This is a genomic window from Demequina litorisediminis (assembly GCF_030161615.1).
Lineage (GTDB): Bacteria > Actinomycetota > Actinomycetes > Actinomycetales > Demequinaceae > Demequina > Demequina litorisediminis.
In genome coordinates this window covers 1,724,192-1,743,698 of record NZ_BSUN01000001.1, presented here as the reverse complement: position 1 = coordinate 1,743,698, position 19,507 = coordinate 1,724,192, and the positions used below count along the sequence as shown (strand labels likewise).

Sequence of the window (19,507 nt, the reverse complement as noted above, 5' to 3'; positions counted from 1 at the left end):
GTCACGCACCCTTCACAGCGGAGCGGATGAGGACGACGCCGCCCTTGTTACCGGGAACCGCGCCCTTGACGAGCAGCAGACCCTTCTCGGCGTCGACCGAGTGAACGGTCAGGTTCTGGACGGTCTTGCGGTCATTACCCATGCGACCGGCCATCTTCAGGCCACGGAAGACTCGCGACGGCGTCGAAGCGCCACCGATCGAACCGGGCTTGCGGTGGTTGCGGTGCGCACCGTGGGAGGCGCCCACACCGGCAAAGCCGTGGCGCTTCATGACACCAGCGGTGCCCTTTCCCTTGGTGGTGCCGGTGACGTCGACCTTCTGGCCAGCCTCGAACACCTCGGCAGTGAGGCTCCTGGCCCAGCGAGTAGTCGGCGGCGTCAGCGGTCCGAACCTCGGCCACGTGGCGACGCGGCGTGACGCCGGCAGCCTCGAAGTGACCCTTCAGCGGGTTCGTGACGCGACGGGGGTCGACGGTGCCGAACGCGAGCCTGGACGGCCTCGTAGCCATCGCACTCGACGTTGCGCACCTGGGTCACGACGTTGGTGTCAACCTGAACGACGGTGACGGGAACAACCCGGCCCTCGTCGTCCCACACCTGCGTCATGCCCGGCTTCGTACCCAGAAGCGCACGGGTGGTGCGCTGGGCATTGGAAGTCGTAGTCATGGTGCTTTGTGTCCTTAAATCTCGGGGTTAAAGGCGATCTCGATGTTGACGTCCGCGGGCAGGTCGAGGCGCATGAGCGAGTCGACAGCCTTGGGCGTCGGGTCCACGATGTCGATGAGGCGCTTGTGGGTGCGCATCTCGAAGTGCTCGCGGGAGTCCTTGTACTTGTGCGGCGAACGGATCACACAGAACACGTTCTTCTCCGTCGGCAGCGGCACGGGGCCCACCACCGAGGCGCCGGCGCGCGTGACCGTCTCCACGATCTTGCGGGCCGAGGAGTCGATGACCTCGTGGTCATGGCTCTTCAGCCGAATGCGGATCTTCTGTCCCGCCATGGCGTTGTCTGCCTTTTCTCTCGGACGACTTGGTCTCCCCAGCCACCGACCCCCGCGCTCGGGCGTGTCGCTTATCTTCGACATACTCGTGCGCTCTCGATATCCCGAGGGTCACATGGGTGAGGTGTGCGGCTGCCCGCAATAGGCAACCTGAATATTGTGCCAGATTCGTACGGCCGTTGCAACACGGCGGTCGCCGATCCCGCGACCGTCGAGTCTAGCGTGGTAATGACCTGGGCGGCGCGGCATCGGCCGGCCCATGCAGACGAAAGCGGGGGCCCGGCCGAAGCCGAACCCCGCTCACGCGAAGTAGGAAACTACTTACTTCAGGATCTTGGTCACCGTGCCGGAGCCGACGGTGCGGCCACCCTCACGGATCGCGAAGCCCTGGCCCTCTTCCAGCGCGATGGGCTGGATGAGCCTCAACCGTCATGTCGGTGGTGTCACCGGGCATCACCATCTCGGTGCCCTCGGGCAGCGAGATGACGCCGGTCACATCGGTGGTACGGATGTAGAACTGCGGGCGGTAGTTCGTGTAGAACGGGTTGTGGCGGCCACCCTCGTCCTTGTTCAGGATGTAGCAGCGACCCTCGAACGAGGTGTGCGGCGTGGTGGTGCCGGGCTGGACCACAACCTGGCCGCGCTCGACGTCCTCGCGCTTGGTGCCACGAAGCAGCAGACCGCAGTTCTCGCCGGCCCAGGCCTCGTCCATCTGCTTGTGGAACATCTCGATACCGGTGACGGTGGTCTTCTGCGGGTCGCGGATGCCGAGGATCTCGACCTCCGAGTTGATCGCGAGCCTTGCCGCGCTCGACCTTACCGGTGACGACGGTGCCACGACCGGTGATCGTGAAGACGTCCTCGATCGGCATCAGGAAGGGCTTGTCCATGTCACGCTCGGGGGTGGGGACGTTCTCGTCCACCGCGTCCATGAGCGCCTCAACCTTGGCAACCCACTCGGGCTCGCCCTCAAGGGCCTTCAGCGCCGAGACCTGGATGACGGGAGCGTTGTCACCGTCGAAGCCCTGCGAGGACAGGAGGTCACGGACCTCGACCTCGACGAGCTCGAGGATCTCCTCGTCGTCGACCATGTCGGACTTGTTCAGCGCCACGAGGAGGTAAGGAACACCCACCTGCTTGGCGAGGAGCACGTGCTCGCGGGTCTGCGCCATCGGACCGTCGGTCGCGGCAACCACGAGGATCGCGCCGTCCATCTGGGCGGCACCGGTGATCATGTTCTTGATGTAGTCAGCGTGACCGGGGGCGTCCACGTGGGCGTAGTGACGCTTGGCGGTCTCGTACTCGATGTGCGCGATGTTGATCGTGATACCGCGCTCGCGCTCCTCAGGAGCCTTGTCGATGTCCTCGAACGGCGTGAAGGGGTTGAGGTCGGGGTACTTGTCGTGCAGCACCTTCGAGATCGCGGCGGTCAGCGTCGTCTTACCGTGGTCAACGTGACCAATGGTGCCGATGTTGACGTGGTCCTTGGTCCGCTCGAACTTGGCCTTAGCCATGAGGTATTCCTCCTGATTAGTGAGACTTGGGTAAAGATGCTAATCCCTGATGTGGCTCGAAGCCATCCGGGGGGCCATCCCTACTGGTCGTTATTGTTCCTGATTTTCAACCGGTGGGGTTACTCGCCCCGGGTCTTCGCGATGATCTCGTCGGCCACAGCCTTCGGGACCTCCGCGTAGGCTGTCGAACACCATCGAGTAGACGGCGCGACCGGACGTCTTCGACCGCAGGTCGCCGACGTAGCCGAACATCTCCGACAGCGGCACGAGCGCGTCGACCACCTTGACGCCGGAAGCGTCCGACATCTGGCGGATCTGACCGCGACGCGAGTTGATGTCACCGATGACGTCACCCATGTACTCCTCCGGAGTACGGACCTCAACGGCAAACATCGGCTCGAGCAGGACGGGCTTCGCGAGGCGTGCAGCCTCCTTGAAGGCCATCGAGCCGGCGATCTTGAACGCCATCTCCGAGGAGTCGACGTCGTGGTAGGCGCCATCAAGCAGCGTGGCCTTGACGCCCACGACCGGGTAACCGGCCTGGATACCCAGGCTCCATCGCGGACTGGATACCGGCGTCAACGGACGGGATGTACTCACGCGGCACGCGGCCACCGGTCACGGCGTTCTCGAACTCGTACAGGACCTCGGCGTCGGCCTCAAGAGGCTCGAGACGGATCTGCACCTTCGCGAACTGGCCGGAACCACCGGTCTGCTTCTTGTGCGTGTAGTCGTACTTCTCGACCGTCTTGCGAATGGTCTCGCGGTACGCCACCTGGGGCTTACCCACGTTGGCGTCAACCTTGAACTCGCGACGCATGCGGTCCACGAGGATGTCGAGGTGCAGGCTCGCCCATACCGCCGATGACGGTCTGGCCGGTTTCCTCGTCGAGGCGGACGCGGAAGGTCGGGTCCTCCTCGGCGAGCCTTCTGGATAGCCGTCGACAGCTTCTCCTGGTCACCCTTGGTCTTGGGCTCGATGGCCACATCGATCACGGGCTCGGGGAAGGTCATCGACTCGAGGACAACCTGGTGGTCCGGGTTGCACAGGGTGTCACCCGTGGTGGTGTCCTTGAGGCCGATCACGGCGTAGATGTGCCCGGCCGAGATGCTGTCAACAGGGTTCTCCTTGTTGGCGTGCATCTGGAAGAGCCTTGCCGATGCGCTCCTTCTTGCCCTTGGTCGAGTTGATGACCTGGGCACCGGTCTCGAGGTGACCGGAGTAGACGCGCACATACGTGAGGCGACCGAAGAACGGGTGCGACACGACCTTGAACGCGAGCGCCGCGAAGGGCTCGTTCGCGTCCGCGTGGCGCTCGATCTCAATGGACTCGTCCTTGGCGTCGACACCCTTGATGGCGGGCACGTCGGCCGGACCGGGCAGGTAGTCGATGACCGCGTCGAGCATGGGCTGCACACCACGGTTCTTGTACGCCGAGCCACACAGGACCGGGTACAGGCTCCGAGGCAACCGTCATCTTGCGGATGGCGGCCTTGATCTCTGCGGTGGTGAGGTCCTCGCCACCCAGGTACTTCTCCAGGAGAGCCTCGTCCGACTCCGCGACGGTCTCGAGGAGCCTCGGCACGGTACTGCTCGGCCTTGTCCTTGAGGTCCGCGGGGATCTCGGTGGTCTCGTAGGTCGCACCCATGGTCACGTCGCCCTTGGCGTCGCCGGGCCACACCTTGGCGTTCATCTCGACGAGGTCGACGATGCCGACGAAGTCGTTCTCCGAGCCGATGGGCAGGCTGGATGACGAGCGGCTTGGCGCCCAGACGCTTCACGATCGTGTCGATGGTGAAGTAGAAGTCCGCGCCCAGGCTTGTCCATCTTGTTGACGAAGCAGATGCGGGGGACGTCGTACTTGTCCGCCTGACGCCAGACGTTCTCCGACTGGGGCTCCACGCCCTCCTTCGCGTCGAAGACCGCGACAGCGCCGTCGAGGACGCGCAGCGAGCGCTCCACCTCAACCGTGAAGTCCACGTGACCAGGGGTGTCGATGATGTTGATCTGGTGCTTGTCCCAGAAGCAGGTCACCGCGGCGGAGGTGATGGTGATGCCGCGCTCCTGCTCCTGCTCCATCCAGTCAGTCGTCGACGCACCTTCGTGGGTCTCACCGATCTTGTGGTTCACACCCGTGTAGAACAGGATGCGCTCGGTGGTGGTGGTCTTGCCGGCGTCGATGTGCGCCATGATGCCGATGTTGCGGACCTTGGTGAGGTCCGTGAGCACGTCCTGTGCCACGAGTGGTTCTCCTTGGGTTGTCCGTCAGAACAGGGCAGCGACTACCAGCGGTAGTGCGCGAACGCCTTGTTCGACTCGGCCATCTTGTGCATGTCCTCGCGACGCTTGACAGCGGCGCCGAGGCCGTTCGAGGCGTCGAGGATCTCGTTCATGAGACGCTCGGTCATCGTCTTCTCGCGACGAGCGCGCGAGAAGTCGGTGAGCCAGCGCAGCGCGAGCGTGGTCGAGCGGGTCGGACGCACGTCGACCGGCACCTGGTAGGTCGCGCCACCGACACGGCGGCTGCGGACCTCAAGGGCGGGACGGATGTTGTCGAGCGCACGCTTGAGCACGGTCACGGCGTCCTGGCCGGACTTCTCGGCGACACCCTCGAGGGCGCCGTAGACGATCGCCTCGGCGGTCGACTTCTTGCCGTCGAGCAGCACCTTGTTGATGAGCCTGCGTGACGATCGGAGCGCCGTAGACGGGGTCGTTGATGATGGGCCGCTTAGGGGCCGGTCCCTTGCGAGGCATTACTTCTTCTCCCTCTTCGCGCCATAACGGCTACGAGCCTGCTGACGGCCCTTGACACCCTGGGTGTCGAGCGAGCCGCGGACGATCTTGTAGCGAACGCCGGGGAGGTCCTTCACACGACCACCGCGGACGAGCACGATCGAGTGCTCCTGGAGGTTGTGGCCCTCACCGGGGATGTACGCGGTGACCTCGATGCCGCTGGACAGGCGCACACGTGCAACCTTGCGCAGTGCCGAGTTCGGCTTCTTGGGGGTGGTGGTGTACACGCGAGTGCACACACCACGACGCTGGGGGCTGGACTTCAGGGCCGGCGTCTTGGTCTTGCTGGCCTTGGGGTGCCGGCCCTTTCGAACCAGTTTGCTGAATCGTAGGCACTACTTCTCCGTTTGATCGGTGGACGAAACTCGTGGTGGTCCGACCCCCGCGCCCGGGCGTGTCGCACCTTCTTTTTGGCCTGCCCTGGAGGGCACGCATAGGGGCCCGACGTCGCGGGCACGAATATCAACAATACCCGGCGGGCGCGGCTCCGTCAAAGCAGAGCGCCGCGACCCTGGCGAGCCGCCACGGATGGCGGCCGCGAGCCTGGTAAGACGCTGCTCGCGGACCATGTTCTCATGCGTCTGGCAAGCATGGCTAGGCCCCGCCAGATCGCGGCGCCTGTCTCCACGCACCGCAGGCGATGCTCTCAGCGCAACATCCTGGTCGCGTCGTCGCGTGCGTCGTCGAGCATGCCGACGCGCGGCTCGGAAGGCGACGCAGGGGCATCGGCCCTGCGTCTGGCCACCACGACGGCGCCAACCCCTGCAAGCGCGAGCGTGCCCACGAGCACACCGCCGGCCATCAGGGTGAGGGTGCGCGCGAACGGGTCCGCGGCCGCCTCCGGCGCCAACGCGACGCTGCCGGGATCGACAGCGACCGCGGCGGTGCCGGTGAACGGATTCGCCGGACCCCGGACTTCGGTGCCTGGCACCAGCGAGAGCGCGTCGAGCGGCTGTACGAGGCCCCAGCCGCTCACATCGTCCCGATGGTCCGCGTCGGTCCGCAGGGCGCTCGCCACGAGGCGGTAGGTCACCTCGTCGGGACTGTCGTCGGGGTACGCCGAGGTGACGAGTGCCGCCGCGGCTGCCGCGTAGCCCGTCGAGTAGGCTCGAGGACGCCTCACCCTCGGAGAAGATGCAGTCGCCCGCCTCGGCCGCCGCGCTCAGAACGTCCTGCCCTGGGGCGGCAATGTCGACGTGAGGCCCATGGATCGAGTCCTCCGTCACGTAGCCGTCGCGGTCGGCCGCCGCGACCGCCACGACACCTTCGTAAGCGGCCGGGTAGCGGGGCCCGTCGGTCTTCACTGTCGCGGTGGTGCGGTTACCCGCGCTGGCGACTACGAGCACGTCGTGCTCGACCGCATAGGCCACGGCCTCGCGCAACGCTGGCACGTCCTCATCGTCACTCAGGGACACGCTCACCACGTCCGCGCCGTTGTCGACGGACCAGCGGATGCCCTCGGCAAGAATCTGGGTGTCAGGACCGAAGCCCTCCTCGACGGTCCGGTCATCCGTCGCGCGGAAGACGCGCACCGAGAGCAGGTCGGCCTCGGGAGCGAGGCCCACGACCCCGGACCCCTCGACGTTTCGCCCAGCGATGAGGCCCGCGATGGCTGTGCCGTGCCCCTCGGCGTCGGTCTTCCAGTCGGCGCCGTCGCCTACGAGGTTGACCCCGCCGATCACCGCATCCGTCAAGTGCGCATTGCCGGTGTCGATGCCGGAATCCACCACCGCGACCACGGTGCCCTGCCCCGTCGACTTCTCCCATGCTCCGTCGCTTTGCAGCATCGTCAGCGCCGGTGGCGTCTCCGAGGAGTACTGCACGTCGCCGCGCTCGCACGTGCCTCCTGCCGCATCGACCGCGAGTGACGGCTCGGCGCTTGATGACGGCGACGTCTCCGCACCGAGAGCGGCGTCACCCTGCGGAGTCGCGCCTGCGGCCTCCACAGTGAGAGCGGGCCCGGCCGCGAAGAACTGCAGCCAGACATCGGGCACGCGAGAGGCATCGTCTTCGGCGTACCCCAGACGCGCCAACACCGCGGCGTCCGCACCCGGCATCGCGTATGCCGTGCCGGACTCGTCGACCAACACATACTGCGCCGGAGCATCGGCACCGCGTCCGCCCGCCAGCACCAAGGCACCACCGCGAGTGGCGACATGGACTCCGCCCACCACATCGTTCGGTTCGCCCACGGTCAGCGTCGTCACGGCATCGCCGCCTTCGCCATGCGCCAGGCTGGCGCACGGAGCCGCATCCGCGGGAATCCCCTGCATGACCGCGTCGGGCCAGTCGGCCCCTCCGGCAGGCTGCGCCGCATTGGGCATCGCCGCGGTGTCTGCCGCCGAGACCTCACGCTCGCCGCCGAGCGATGCCCCCGTGCCCAGCATGTAGAGCCTGGAAGGCAAGATCGCTCATCGGCGCAAGTTCGCCATCGGCCGTGACCATGAAGCGACTCGTGGTGCCCTCGGCCCGCACCACGGCTCCCACCGCAAGTCCGCTGTCGCCCACCGCACGCCCGGCCCCCTTGACGTCAATGGGCGCCAGCGGCGTGCCCTCGTCAAAAAGATTGAGCCACCGCGAGTCGACCTCAAGCGCAGCAACGTCAGCAAGGCCGCTGGCACGCAGCACCGCGTCGGCATCGGCATCCGGAACGGCGTACCGCGTGCTGCCGAAGACCACGAAGGTGTGCCCGTCACTCGTGGCGACGGCGGCACCCGAGGTCGCGGAAACACCGGAAGCGCCAGGAAGGCTCACGTCCGTGGCGCCTGGTGAGACGCACGCGGTCCACCCCGTGGCCACCAACGCATCGGCGTCTGGCACGTCGTCGGGTGCTCCCACGATGCCGATGCTCGGCCCAAGCGGGGCCTCCGCGAGTGCCGCGGCGTCTGTCGCCAGTACCTCGTACTCGTCGGCCGGGATAACGAGCCGAGCGCTCGTCGCGTTGAGCACCGGGTACAGCGTGCCCTCCTTCGCGACGTACCTCGCGCCCGAATCCTTGACCAGGAGCACGCTGTTGGACTCCCAGCCTGCGGGCAGACCGGGCTTGATCAGCCCGTAGAAGACGCCCGCGAGGATGACCATTGCCGCGAGGACGACGCCGCCGATCACTGCCTTCAGCGGCGAAGTGGGCTCGACCTCTTTGCCCCCGGCGCGCCGGACGTGAACGCCGCGAGCAGCCGCCGGCGGCTATAGGTCTGCGCGTCAATCAGGTCTTTCTTGGTCGCCATGGGCTAGGCCCAGCCCGCCGCGAGGACCCCGAGCGGGAGGAGGAGCGCAAGAATCACGACCTCGACCGTGTCGGCGGCGCGCGCCAGGCCGATGCGGGCCCGGGGGTTAATCAGCGTCACCGTCACCAGGATCACGGTGGCCGCCAGCAGCACCACGAGAAGCGCACCCTGGCGCTGTGCCTGGGACACGGCGACGGTCAACGCCGTCACCACCAGTCCCACCGCGCCCACGCTCATGACGGCTGCGACGGCGGAGCGGGCATACGACTGCCGGGACTGGAACATCATGCCCAGGAACGCGAGCGTGGCGAGCAGTGCCCCCGCCACCCCGCTGGCCGCGACGACGGGGGTGGCGACCATGACCGCAGCGCCGATGCCAAGGCGCAATGCCACCAGCACGCGGGCTCCCGCGACGGCACGTGCCCTGACCTGATCGGCATCGATGGGTGCGGGCTCCGCAAAGATCTCGTGGTCGCTCTGAGGAGAGACCACCTTGATGCGGGTCGAGCCTGAACGCGAGCCACGGCAGCAGGTTGCCCAACGCGGCGGCGACGGCAACGGTGAGGGCATAGGCCGGCACCGCAGCATCGGGATTCACGCCGGTCACGCATGCGGGGACGGCGATCACGACGCCGCCGACGATGCCCGTGAGGTGAATCTCCCGACGCGCAGGGTTCGCCAGCAGCGCGACCGCCCCGGCGAGCACAGCCGCACCACCCGCGAGCGCGAGCGGCCAGCCCCACCGGTCGGACGCGTCGGTCGCGAGAAGCCCCCGAGGGAGGCATAGACGACGGCTGCGAGACCAAACGCATGTCCACTCTCCGGCTGCCCCAGTCGCGCCAGGACCGCGGACGCGACCAGCAGCACCACCGCACCACCGCCCGCAAGGACGGGCGCCAGGGCGACGGCGGGGCCGAGCATGAAGATGAGGACGGCGCAGACGGCGAGGAACGTCAGGCTCACGGTGAGTGCCGTGCGCGAACTGTCGAGGGCCGACCACGGCCGGTGCTGATCCGCCGTGGCATCGAGGACCGCCTCGGTCACATCGTCGTACACCCGTGGCTCGGCCAAGAGCCCGCCGCGGGCAAGGGTCAGGACGTCGCCATCGTGCACACCCTGCGCCGTCGCGCTGAGACTCGCATCGAGTTCGCCGCCGTCAGCACGTCGAAGGGCGTACCCCCCATGCACCAGCGTCGGGTCGAGAATGCCAAGACTCCTGGCAAACCCCGGGATCACCTCCACCAGCGGAACCGAGCTCGGGATTCCGACATCAAGGCGTCGGTCCTCGCTCACGATGCTGACACGCACCAATGACATCGGCGCGGCTACGGGCTGGCTCACGTGACTCCTCCCCGGGAGCGGTGGACTCACGGCGGGTCGCCCAGCCGTGTCGGACTCACCGGAGTGTAACCGCCCGCCTCTCAGGTGCACATGGTCACGGCTCGTCCGCGCGGACGTCGGCCCGTACCCAGGCGATATGCGGCTTTCCTGTGGAGTCTGAGAACGAGACACGCTACAGTCCGAAGGTCGGCGCGCTGGGGGCGAGTGCGCTGATTGCCGCCCGGCAGGCCTTCCGGCTGGTCCCGTCCCACGACAGACCTGAAGGAGGTTCAGGCATGGCTCAGCACATTTCCGCTGAAGAAGGTGCGCTTCGCCAGGGCGCGGTGGCAGTGAACACCGCCAAGGGCAACATCGACACGCAGGCTCACCAACGTGCGCAACGAGATCGAGCAGCCTGCGCGGCTACTGGACGGGTGCGGCGGCGACGTCCTTCACCCAGTTGCTGACCCGGTGGGACCAGGAGTCCAAGAAGGCTCAACAACGTGCTCGTCACTCTCGAGGAGGCCCTCTCGGGCACCGAGAAGGACCAGGCGGAGTCCGAGGCCCAGTACCAGCAGACGATCTCGGGCCTCGGCTCGATGATGTCCGGATCGTAAGGAAGCGAACCCATGATGGAATCGATGAGTGTCCGCCCCGAGCAGGTCACCGAACTGGCGGGGTCCATTCGCACTGGAGCGACCGGTATCCGCACCGAGCCTCGACGAGGCTCGACAAGAAGGTTGCCACCCTGAAGGCGTCCTGGAACGGCCAGGCGCAGGCCTCGTATGACGAGGCCGAGCGCCAGTGGAACAAGTCGATCAGCGACCTCCAGCAGTTGCTGGCCCAGATCGCGAACAAGACGGACGAGATCTCGAACTCCTACGTCTCGACCGACAACCAGGCTGCCAAGCGCTTCAGCATTTGAACGTTCCCGGCCGGCCCCCGAGCGGGGGCCGGCCGGACCACGTGAAAGGACCGGCTCGTGGTCGTGCCCCAGCAGATCTTCGCCCGTATCTCCGATGTTCACGACGAGTTGGCGCGCCTGATCAAGCATCTTGACGAGTTCCCCGAGCCAAGCACCATCGCACGCACCGAGGGCACCGCCGTCTCCGTGACTCGCCCCTTCCGCCAAGGGCTGGGAAATGTCGCAGCAACCGCTGCCACGGCGGCAAAAAAGGTGATGCAGCAGTTGGCCGATATGGACTCGACGGTCCGCGCGGCCCTCGACGACCTCGTGGCCGAGGACGCCGCCGTGGCCCAAACGGCGGCTCGACTCGAGTCCTTCCTTGACTCGTCGGATGAGTACACCGGCGCCGCGAGCGACGGCGGCAGCACCCGCGTCGCATCGACCTCCATCGGTGCGGGCTCCGCGGCAGACCCGGGGAGCGCCGTCGACACCACCGGGAGCGAGTCCACAGGCGGCAATGCCTGGGGCTCCGGCGAGGACAACGCGTGAAGCCTATTTGGCGCGTGTGTGGGACGCTTGCGGCCACGGGGGTCGTGGCGTGGGCGGGTTCCGTGCCTGCGGTCGCCGACATCGCGGACGAGGGCCTGTGGTACTACGACCTCGCGAACATCGGCGCCATCCACGACTCCGGCATCACGGGCGAAGGCGTCACCATCGCGGTGATCGATTCCCCTATCAATCTCGAGGTGCCGACGCTCGCGGGGGCGGACATACAGCCCCAGACGAGTCCCTGTCTCCTGGACGATGGTGAGCCGCGCATCGCGAGCACGTCCACGGACTACGACGTGGCCCAGCACGGCACGCAAATCGTGTCACTCCTGGTGGGTACGGGCGAGGGGTACGACGGCCAGCAGGGCGTCAAGGGCATCGCACCCGACGCGACCGTGCTGACCTACCCCTTCGACTTCGACAACCCGCCCGACGACATCGCGGACGAGTGCCCAGGCTCCGAGGCGCGCAATCCGGACGACACGAACGGCCACGAAGGCGCGGCGTCACTCAGCATCGAGGCAGCCATCGACGCCGGCGCCGACATCATCTCGATGTCCATGGGAATCTCGAGCAGCCTCGGGCTCAACAACGCCGTGGCGCGGGCGGTCCGCGAGGGAGTCATCCTCGTCGCGGCCGTCCCGAACTCCGACTTCGGGGTCCAGTTCGGCGGCGCCTCGCCATCGGACATGAACGGAGTCGTGTCCGTCACGCTGGGCGACCGGGATGGCACCGCGCCCCACCACGACGAGTTCCTTGACGTGGTCGCGCCCGGCGTGGACATCCTCCACCAGGGCATCGATGGAGACTGGGAGCAACACGGACTTGCGGACGGCACGTCGGAGGCGACACCCTTCGTCTCCGCGACCCTCGCCCTCGCCATGCAGGCCTTTCCGTCTGCGACGCCGAACCAGGCTCCAACAGGCACTCATCCGCAACACCGGCTTCGAGGCCCACGACCTCGCGTATGACGACGAGTTCGGATACGGCACCGTGGTGCCGCAGAGCCTCCTCGACTCCGACCCCACGGCGTACCCGGATGTCAATCCGTTCGTCGCGGACTTTGCCGACGTGATGCCGTGGGTCAGCGATATCTGGCCGGGCCTGCCGGATCCCACGGTCTACTCGGAGGGACAGCGGCCACTGCCCTGGTACACGCCCACAGTCCCCGCCGCCCAACCCTCCGCGAGTGACGCCGCCAGCACGCCCGCGCCAGCCCCAGCGGAGACTTCCGCGGATTCTTCCGCGAACGCGGAGCCGGAATCCGAGGCCTCGGGCACCCCGTCCTGGATGTTGCCCGTCATCATCGCCGTCCTGGTCGTGGCCGCCGTAGTCGTGACCGTCATCATCACCATGACCCGTACCCGTCGCTCAGGAGGACCCCATGGGAGTAACGAAGACGCCCTCAACGCCATCTTGAGCGCGCCCGATTGGGATGCGCCCGAGGCTCAAGAACCTGGAGACCTCGCTCGGTGCTCTCGAGCGGGCCCTCAACGACCTCGGACAGGTCGACCCCGCGAAGTGGTCGGGCGAGGCCGCGCGCAGCGCCGCCGCGCGCTTCAGTGAGATGGCGACCACCTACGGCAAGTTCAAGGACGCACTCGCCGACGTTCGCGCCGCGGTCACCACTGCGAATGACGCGCGCGACCGCGCGCACGGCGGTGGGGAACTTCCCGATGCCACGGTCCCCTCATGGATTCACACCGCCGTGGATGTCGCGCAGGCGGCTGGCGAGGTCAACGTCATCATCGATGGCTACGCCTATGTCGCCGACAAGGCCGTAGGCATCTTCGAAGGATGGCTGGGTAACAACCGCGAGGAGAAGGCTCGCCAGGCGCTCGAGACGCTGCAGTCCGAGCCTGGTGAAGCCCACGGCCGATCTCGGCACCGCTCGCGGGTGGCTCGGCGCCGATTTCGACGTCAACCTCGACGACGGGTCCAAGGAGCACGGCAAGGACGACACGACGTCGGACGGCTGGACTCCTGGCGGCTCGGGTCCCTACGCCGTGCCGCCGGTGACCGCGGTTCCCGGCCCGTACGTGGGCAACCCTCCGTCGGACGGCGGTCACCACCTCCAAGAGTGGATCGACACTGGTGTCGAGCCCAACCCCGAGGACTTGGTGACGACCGTTCCGGACGGCACCCATCCGGACGGCTACGTCCCTGACGACACCCCCGGTCCCGGCGAGTGGCCCGACGGCACCACCGTGCCCGGCGACTGGCAGACGTCGACGCCCGGAGTGGACGGCCCCGACTACGATCCCGAGGACTGGACGTACGGCTCGCCAGACGTCGACTCCGGCAGCGCGGGCTCCGCTCCCGGCACCGGTCTTGGCGTCGGCGCCCTCGCCACCGGCTCGGTGGCGGGGCTCGCGGGCATCGGTCTTGCGGGCCGCGCCGCACGGGCAGCCATCAACGGTACCTCGCCCGGTGGTATGACGAGCGGCGGCCTCCTCGGCGCCGGTGCCACCGGCGCCTCGCCGGCAGGTGGACTCGCGGGAGCCGGCCGGACTGCCGGCGCCGTCGGCAACACGGGGGCCTCGGGAGCCCGGGGACTCGCACGTGGCCTCAGCACGTCCGCCTCCGGAGCTCCCGGTGGCGCAGGCGTGGGCGCAGGCACGGGCCAGGGTGGAGCCGCCGGACGCGGCAGCGGGTCTGGCGCGCGCGGCGCCGCTGGCGGCCGCGGTGCCGGTGCCGGTGCCGGTGCGGGCATGGGCGGCTCCGGCGGCGGCAAGGACCGCAAGAAGACGGCACCCGGCCTTGCAGGTCATGTCGCTCCGACGCTGGATGACGACGACGAGTTCACCCCTCAGTCTCAGTCCGCGCGCGCAGGTGAGCGCTTTCAGGACTGACGAACACGCGGACACCCGCGCTAGGGTGCCCGCTAACGGCGGTGCGTCCGCACGCCGGGTGAGAGAAGGGACCGGAGACGGTGGGGGATAGGCGACGAGCGGCTCACGTATGCCGTGGCCGGGGCTCGCCCGATGAGCGCCACCGCCGACGTTGAACGTCACCGCTTCGTGCTCCTCGGCCACGAGGGTAGGACGGATGTGGCCGCCCCCATCGACCACTCGATTGGGGACGCACTGGCCACGGTAGGGATCCGGGTTGATCACTCTCAGCATGCGCTCGTGACCGAGACCGGCGTCGTCGTCGACGCGGCAACGCCGCTCGCGGACCTTCCCGACGGCGCCCTCCTCACCTGGGTAGGGTTCGACGCCGTCACGACCGGCTCCGAGCCGTCCGATGCCGTGGCACCCCAGGGCCGCGCCGACCACGGAGGGCCATGGGTTCTGCTGGTGGCCATCGGTGCAGTTCTCCTTGCCAGTGCCGTCCTGGCCTTGGCGCAGGGCGGCTCGATCGCGACCCCGACGGCGAGGGCCGCAGCGGCAGGCGTGCTAGCGCTCGGTGCGCTCGTGTCGATCGGCGCGTGGGCGTACCCGCTCCCCCGACGCTTGCCTGACCTTGCCATCGGCGCCCCTCTCACCCTCGCCTTCGCCGCTGCCGCCGTCGGCACGCCCGTGGTTTTCCGCGGTGCCCACATGGCCGTGACTGCCGGCCTTGTGGCCGCGGCTCTCGTCGCCGCCACGGCGGCCGCACTGACCCGCGACCCACGCGCACGGGCGACTGCGAGCGCGCTCGCGATCACTCTGCTGGTGGTGGCGGCAGTCTGGGGCATCACGCTCATGGTGAATGCGCCCGTGGCGTCCGCCGCGGCGATCACCATGGGGCTTGTCGCCCCCGGCCTCAGGCTCGTACCGGCACTCCTGCTCCGCGTGCCCGAGGGGTACGCCATCGAGTACCGCCACTTTCTTGGCAACCGCTGGAGTGTGCGCGGCGCCATCCCCGACGACCCAGGCGCCGTCTCCATGCCCACCGTGCGCACGTATGTGGATGCCGCGCAGGCGCGGCTGCACGCCGGCATCGTGACGCTGAGCGTGATGGCCGCCGCCTGTGCCCCCTTCGTGGCGCCCCTGACCCGCTCCGACTCACTCATCCCGCGCATCGGGGCGATGGTGCTGCTGGTCGCCACCGTGATGGGGCTGACCTTGTGGCCGCGCAGGACCTCGCGACCGGTGCTGCGCTGGACGCCGAGGCTCAGCGCCGCCGCCATCGTCGTGGTGGTCCTCGCCCAAGTGGCACTCGACACGGCCGAGCCGTCCCGGCTCGGGCTGGCGGTGGCCGGCCTGGTGATCGGCACCGTGGCCGCGATGCTGATTGCGCCCGTCGCCGCGCGTCGCGCCGCCCTGGGTTGGTCGCGCCTCGGCGACCTGGTCGAGTCCGCCAGCGTCGTGCTCGCCCTTCCCGCCGGGTTCCTGGCCGCCGGTACCCTCGAGTTCGTGCGAGCGATGGTGTCCGGATGAGTGCGACTGAACCCGCGGTGGCGACCACCTGCTGGAGCCTGCGGCGAGCCCGTCCAGGCCAGTGCCGTTGCCTGCCTGTGGTGCGGAGTCCCCGTGAACGCGCGCCAAATCCCGTCGGTGCTTCCGCCCGCTCAGACGGTTGCCCCCGCTGTACAGCCGGGTGCCGCGCTGCCGCAGGTTCCGGCGCCGCATCAGCGACCTCGCACCACCAAGGGCTCCGCCATCGCGGGCAACCCAGCGAGCGTGGGCAGGCAGGTGGCAGCCTTCACCGTCGATGTGGTTGCCGTCGCCGTCGTGTCCGCCGCCGTCACGCTACTCACGTCGAGCGCCGCGCTCGGCGCGCTCGCCGCCGTCGAGATGATCGTGGCCCTGTGGGTCCTCGAGGCACGCACGGGTCTCACCGCTGGCAACGCCGCGCTCGGCCTGCGTACCAGCAGGTCCGATGCGGCCTACTCCCCCGGCGCCGGCCGCTCGCTGATTCGCCTGGTCATCACCGGCGCCGGCTTCCTCGCGGCCGTCGTGGGCGCATGGGTCATTGCCGCCTCGGGGCTGTGGGATCCCTCAGGACGCTCCCGCAGCCTGGCTGCCAGGGCCAGCGGCACCGTCACCGTGCGACCGCCGGTGCGCACCACCGCACCGGGCGCAGGTGTATCGCCCGCGAGCACCACGGGCGCGGTGGCGTCCCGTGTTCCCGAGCGCGTGGTGACGCAGTCGGCGCCGCTTCGCGTTGTTCCCGACGAGGCGGCACGCTCGGCTCCCGTGCAGGCTTCCACCACCGTCGCTCAGGCCGCCGATGCTCACGCCGCCGCGCCTGTCCCGCCACGGCAGGAGCCCGTCGCCACGCGTCAGTCCCCGCATGCGGCCCCGGCTCCAGCACCGGCCGCGCGGGTCGAGCCCGGCGCATCGCCCTCACCAGTGGCACCGGCCGCACCGGTGGCACCGACCCCGGCTCCCGCGCCGGTCGCGCCTGCCGCGCCGGTGGCGGAAACCGCGCCGACGGCCCCGGCGACCGGAGCGGCAGTCTCCAGCACCGCGCCTGTCACCGCAACGACTCCGGCCCCGGCAGTCGCGAGCGCACAGCAGGCCAACGAGCCGCAGTCCGCACCCATCGCCCCCACGGCCGCGCAGGCAGCGCCGCTGGCGGCCGCGCCGCAGCATGAGGGCGCGCTCCTCCTCGTCTTCGACACCGGCCAGCGGGAGACCATCACGCTGCCCGCCCACGTCAACCTCGGCCGTCAGCCCGATCCCCACGCGACGGGCGACACCCTGGTGGCGGTCGACGACCCCGACCGCACGGTCTCCAAGACCCACGCGCGCCTCGAGCACGATGACGGTGCCACGTGGGTCACCGACCTCGGCTCCACCAACGGCACCGAGGCTCCTGGACGAGGACGGCATCGTCCCTCTGGGCATCGGGAAACGCACTCTTGTCCCCGACGGCGTCCGGCTGCGCATCGGCAACCGTGCCTTCACCGTGAGCGTCCTGCTCGACACCCCGCCCCGCCAGGAGGGAGCATCATGACCGGCCCGCGCCTCGCCCCTCCCCGCGTCCCCACGGGACGCATCCCCGTCCAAGCGCCTCCGGAGATCGCGCCCGCCGAGGGCTCCGGCATCCTCATGTCGATGCTGCCGATGCTGGGGTCTGTGGGCGCCATCGTCATGGTGACCGCGACGAACCAGGGGTTGACGGGCCTGCTCACGGGAGGCATGTTCCTCCTGTCGTCGCTGGGATTCGTGGCCGTCAACGGTTGGCGCCAGCGCTCCCAGCGCAACGCCCAGGTCCGCACGTCTCGACGCGAGTACCTCGCCTACCTCACCGACCTCCGGGCCACCGTGCGGGTGGCCGCGAAGCAGCAGCGCCGGGCCGCCAACTGGGCCAATCCGGCCCCCTCCGCGCTGCCTTACCTCGCCGAGGAGCGCACCCGCGCGTGGGAGCGATCCCCCGGCGACGACGACTTCCTCGTGGTGCGCGTGGGGCGTAACGACCAGCCCCTGTGCGTCTCACTCGAGGCCCCCGAGCTGCCGTCCCTTGCGCAGGCTCGACCCTGTCGCGGCATCGGCCGCCCACCGTTTCATGCTGACCCACGAGGTCCAGCACCACCTCCCCTACGCGCTGGCGCTCGGCGGCCTGGCCCGCGTCGAGGTCACCGGCGAGGAGGAGCGCGTCCGCGCGCTGGTGCGGGCAATGGTCGCCTCCATCGCCACGCTGCACGGCTCCGATGCCGTCCAGATTGTGATCGCGGCGGATGCGGGTTCATTGCACCACTGGGAGTGGGCCAAGTGGCTTCCGCACACCCACTCTCGGACCGCACGGGACGGCGCCGGAGCGGCACGCATGATCGGTTCTCGCCTCGACGTCCTCGCCTCCATGCTTCCCCCGGAGGTCCTCGAACGCCCGCGCTTGGGACCGGGCGAACCGCGCCTTCCACACGTCATCGTCGTCACCGACGGCGTCGTTGCCTCGCCCACTGACCCCATCGTCACTGCCGATGGCATCCAGGGTGTCACCGTCATCGACATGCCCGCGCGTTGGGGCGACCTCGAGTCGGCCGCGACCACCCGCATCGCTTTCGCGCCCGATGGCTCGGACACCGCGGAAATCCTCAGCCACGCCCACGCCCCCGTCGCAGTCGAAGCGGACACGATGTCGCAGGCCGAGGCGGAGGCCACGGCGCGTCGCCTGCTGCCGCTACACATTCCGGTGACGGCGGACGTGGAGCCCGGCACCACCGCATCGGCCGAGCAGCAGGAGCCTTGTCGACCTGCTGGGACTGCCCGACGTGCGTGACATCGACTTCTCGCACGTGTGGCGCAGCCGGCCCGCTCGCGACCGCCTGCGCGTGCCGATCGGTCAGACCACCGACGGCGCCCCCATCATCGTGGACCTCAAGGAGGCCGCTCAGCAAGGCATGGGGCCGCACGGCGTCATGATTGGCGCCACGGGCTCGGGCAAGTCCGAGGTGCTGCGCACGCTCGTGCTCGCGCTCGCGCTGACCCACTCTCCCGAGCAGGCTGAACTTTGTCCTCGTGGACTTCAAGGGTGGAGCAACGTTCGCAGGCATGTCCGGCATGCCGCACGTCAGCGCGGTGATCACGAACCTCGGAGCCGAACTCGCGCTCGTCGACCGCTTCCAGGACGCCCTGCAGGGCGAGGTGACCCGCCGCCAGGAACTCCTGCGACGGGCCGGCAACTTCGTCAACGTCCGCGAGTACGAGAAGGCGCGCCTGGGCGGCCGTGCCGAACTCGAACCGTTGCCCGCGCTCATGATCGTGGCCGACGAGTTCTCCGAACTGCTGGCCGCCAAGCCCGAGTTCATCGAGAGCCTTCATCAACATCGGCCGCGTGGGCCGTTCCCTCGAGGTGCACCTACTCCTCGCCTCACAGCGACTTGAGGAAGGCAAGCCTGCGTGGCCTGGACACGTTCCTGTCGTACCGCATCGGCCTGCGCACCTTCTCCGCCGCGGAGTCCCGCACCATCCTGGGCGTCCCCGATGCGTACACGTTGCCGCAACAGCCGGGCGTGGGAATCCTCAAGTCCGACACCGAGACCATGACCCAGTTCCGGGCCGCCTACGTGTCGGGGCCGCCCCAGCGCCGGGCGAAGGCGCGCGAGGGCGTCAGCGGCGCAGGCAGGGCCGATGCCGTGGTCGAGCCTGTTCACCGCCGCCGCAGTGGCGGTGCGGCAGACAGACGTCTCCCCCGACCAGCCCGCGGTCACCGAGCCTCGAGACGACGCCGGACGACAAGCGTTCCACGTTCGATCTGGCGATCGACATGATGAGTACTGCAGGGCCCCAGGCTCACCAGGTGTGGCTCCCGCCGCTCGAGA

At 68.8% G+C, this 19,507-nt stretch carries 16 protein-coding genes and 5 pseudogenes; 11 read left to right on the top strand and 10 right to left on the bottom strand.

What is annotated here, in order from left to right; translation table 11 throughout:
- Window position 1: 1 nt before the first annotated feature.
- The 10 genes and pseudogenes from rplC to QQK48_RS10705 form a co-directional block, all read right to left on the bottom strand.
- Window positions 2-666, bottom strand: a pseudogene (gene rplC, locus QQK48_RS10780) (50S ribosomal protein L3).
- Window positions 667-680: 14 nt separating this feature from the next.
- The gene (gene rpsJ, locus QQK48_RS10775) at window positions 681-1,001 is read right to left on the bottom strand and encodes a 30S ribosomal protein S10 (protein WP_284328457.1); all 321 of its coding nucleotides are present in this window, start codon (window positions 999-1,001) and stop codon (window positions 681-683) included.
- Window positions 1,002-1,322: 321 nt separating this feature from the next.
- Window positions 1,323-2,515: pseudogene (gene tuf / locus QQK48_RS10770) on the bottom strand (elongation factor Tu).
- 119 nt (window positions 2,516-2,634) lie between these two features.
- Window positions 2,635-4,758, bottom strand: a pseudogene (gene fusA, locus QQK48_RS19930) (elongation factor G).
- 41 nt (window positions 4,759-4,799) lie between these two features.
- A pseudogene (gene rpsG, locus QQK48_RS10730) lies at window positions 4,800-5,271 on the bottom strand (30S ribosomal protein S7).
- Window positions 5,271-5,646 (bottom strand): annotated as a pseudogene (rpsL, locus tag QQK48_RS10725) (30S ribosomal protein S12). The pseudogenes rpsG and rpsL overlap by 1 nt, the downstream one beginning before the upstream one ends.
- Window positions 5,646-7,715 carry a S8 family serine peptidase gene (locus QQK48_RS10720; RefSeq protein WP_284328451.1) on the bottom strand — a complete coding sequence of 690 codons (2,070 nt, stop codon included), beginning with the start codon at window positions 7,713-7,715 and terminating at the stop codon, window positions 5,646-5,648. Before QQK48_RS10720 ends, rpsL begins: the two are co-directional and overlap by 1 nt.
- On the bottom strand, window positions 7,660-8,418 hold the full coding sequence (locus QQK48_RS10715; protein ID WP_284328450.1) for a type VII secretion protein EccB: 759 nt from the start codon (window positions 8,416-8,418) through the stop codon (window positions 7,660-7,662). Before QQK48_RS10715 ends, QQK48_RS10720 begins: the two co-directional genes overlap by 56 nt.
- Before the next feature lie 122 nt (window positions 8,419-8,540).
- A complete protein-coding gene (locus QQK48_RS10710) occupies window positions 8,541-9,029 on the bottom strand; it encodes a hypothetical protein (protein ID WP_284328449.1) in 489 nt (162 codons plus the stop codon).
- Window positions 9,030-9,161: 132 nt separating this feature from the next.
- On the bottom strand, window positions 9,162-9,878 hold the full coding sequence (locus tag QQK48_RS10705; RefSeq protein WP_284328448.1) for an EsaB/YukD family protein: 717 nt from the start codon (window positions 9,876-9,878) through the stop codon (window positions 9,162-9,164).
- A gap of 275 nt (window positions 9,879-10,153) precedes the next feature.
- On the opposite strand from QQK48_RS10705, the gene QQK48_RS10700 reads away from it, so the two are divergent.
- From QQK48_RS10700 to QQK48_RS21785, 11 genes are all read left to right on the top strand, one after another.
- Entirely contained in the window at window positions 10,154-10,324 is a 171-nt protein-coding gene (locus QQK48_RS10700; RefSeq protein WP_284328447.1) for a hypothetical protein, read from the top strand.
- A complete protein-coding gene (locus QQK48_RS10695) occupies window positions 10,318-10,782 on the top strand; it encodes a WXG100 family type VII secretion target (RefSeq protein ID WP_284328446.1) in 465 nt (154 codons plus the stop codon). The genes QQK48_RS10700 and QQK48_RS10695 overlap by 7 nt, the downstream gene beginning before the upstream one ends.
- A gap of 57 nt (window positions 10,783-10,839) precedes the next feature.
- Window positions 10,840-11,313, top strand: a complete 474-nt coding sequence (locus QQK48_RS10690; RefSeq protein WP_284328445.1) for a hypothetical protein — start codon at window positions 10,840-10,842, stop codon at window positions 11,311-11,313.
- Window positions 11,310-12,284 carry a S8 family peptidase gene (locus QQK48_RS10685; RefSeq protein ID WP_284328444.1) on the top strand — a complete coding sequence of 325 codons (975 nt, stop codon included), beginning with the start codon at window positions 11,310-11,312 and terminating at the stop codon, window positions 12,282-12,284. Before QQK48_RS10690 ends, QQK48_RS10685 begins: the two co-directional genes overlap by 4 nt.
- Window positions 12,285-12,306: 22 nt before the next feature.
- On the top strand, window positions 12,307-12,879 hold the full coding sequence (locus tag QQK48_RS10680) for a hypothetical protein (protein ID WP_284328443.1): 573 nt from the start codon (window positions 12,307-12,309) through the stop codon (window positions 12,877-12,879).
- A 1-nt stretch (window position 12,880) separates the two neighbouring features.
- On the top strand, window positions 12,881-13,480 hold the full coding sequence (locus QQK48_RS10675) for a hypothetical protein (RefSeq protein WP_284328442.1): 600 nt from the start codon (window positions 12,881-12,883) through the stop codon (window positions 13,478-13,480).
- Complete coding sequence (locus tag QQK48_RS10670; protein ID WP_284328441.1) at window positions 13,434-14,165, top strand: hypothetical protein; 732 nt, start codon at window positions 13,434-13,436, stop codon at window positions 14,163-14,165. Before QQK48_RS10675 ends, QQK48_RS10670 begins: the two co-directional genes overlap by 47 nt.
- 279 nt (window positions 14,166-14,444) lie before the next feature.
- The gene (locus QQK48_RS10665; RefSeq protein WP_284328440.1) at window positions 14,445-15,677 is read left to right on the top strand and encodes a hypothetical protein; all 1,233 of its coding nucleotides are present in this window, start codon (window positions 14,445-14,447) and stop codon (window positions 15,675-15,677) included.
- 93 nt (window positions 15,678-15,770) lie between these two features.
- Window positions 15,771-18,149 (top strand): RDD family protein, encoded by a 2,379-nt coding sequence (locus QQK48_RS10660; RefSeq protein ID WP_284328439.1) that lies wholly within the window; start codon window positions 15,771-15,773, stop codon window positions 18,147-18,149.
- Window positions 18,079-18,465 carry a hypothetical protein gene (locus QQK48_RS10655; protein ID WP_284328438.1) on the top strand — a complete coding sequence of 129 codons (387 nt, stop codon included), beginning with the start codon at window positions 18,079-18,081 and terminating at the stop codon, window positions 18,463-18,465. Before QQK48_RS10660 ends, QQK48_RS10655 begins: the two co-directional genes overlap by 71 nt.
- Window positions 18,458-19,456, top strand: a complete 999-nt coding sequence (locus QQK48_RS21785) for an FtsK/SpoIIIE domain-containing protein (protein ID WP_431308331.1) — start codon at window positions 18,458-18,460, stop codon at window positions 19,454-19,456. Before QQK48_RS10655 ends, QQK48_RS21785 begins: the two co-directional genes overlap by 8 nt.
- Window positions 19,457-19,507: the final 51 nt, after the last annotated feature.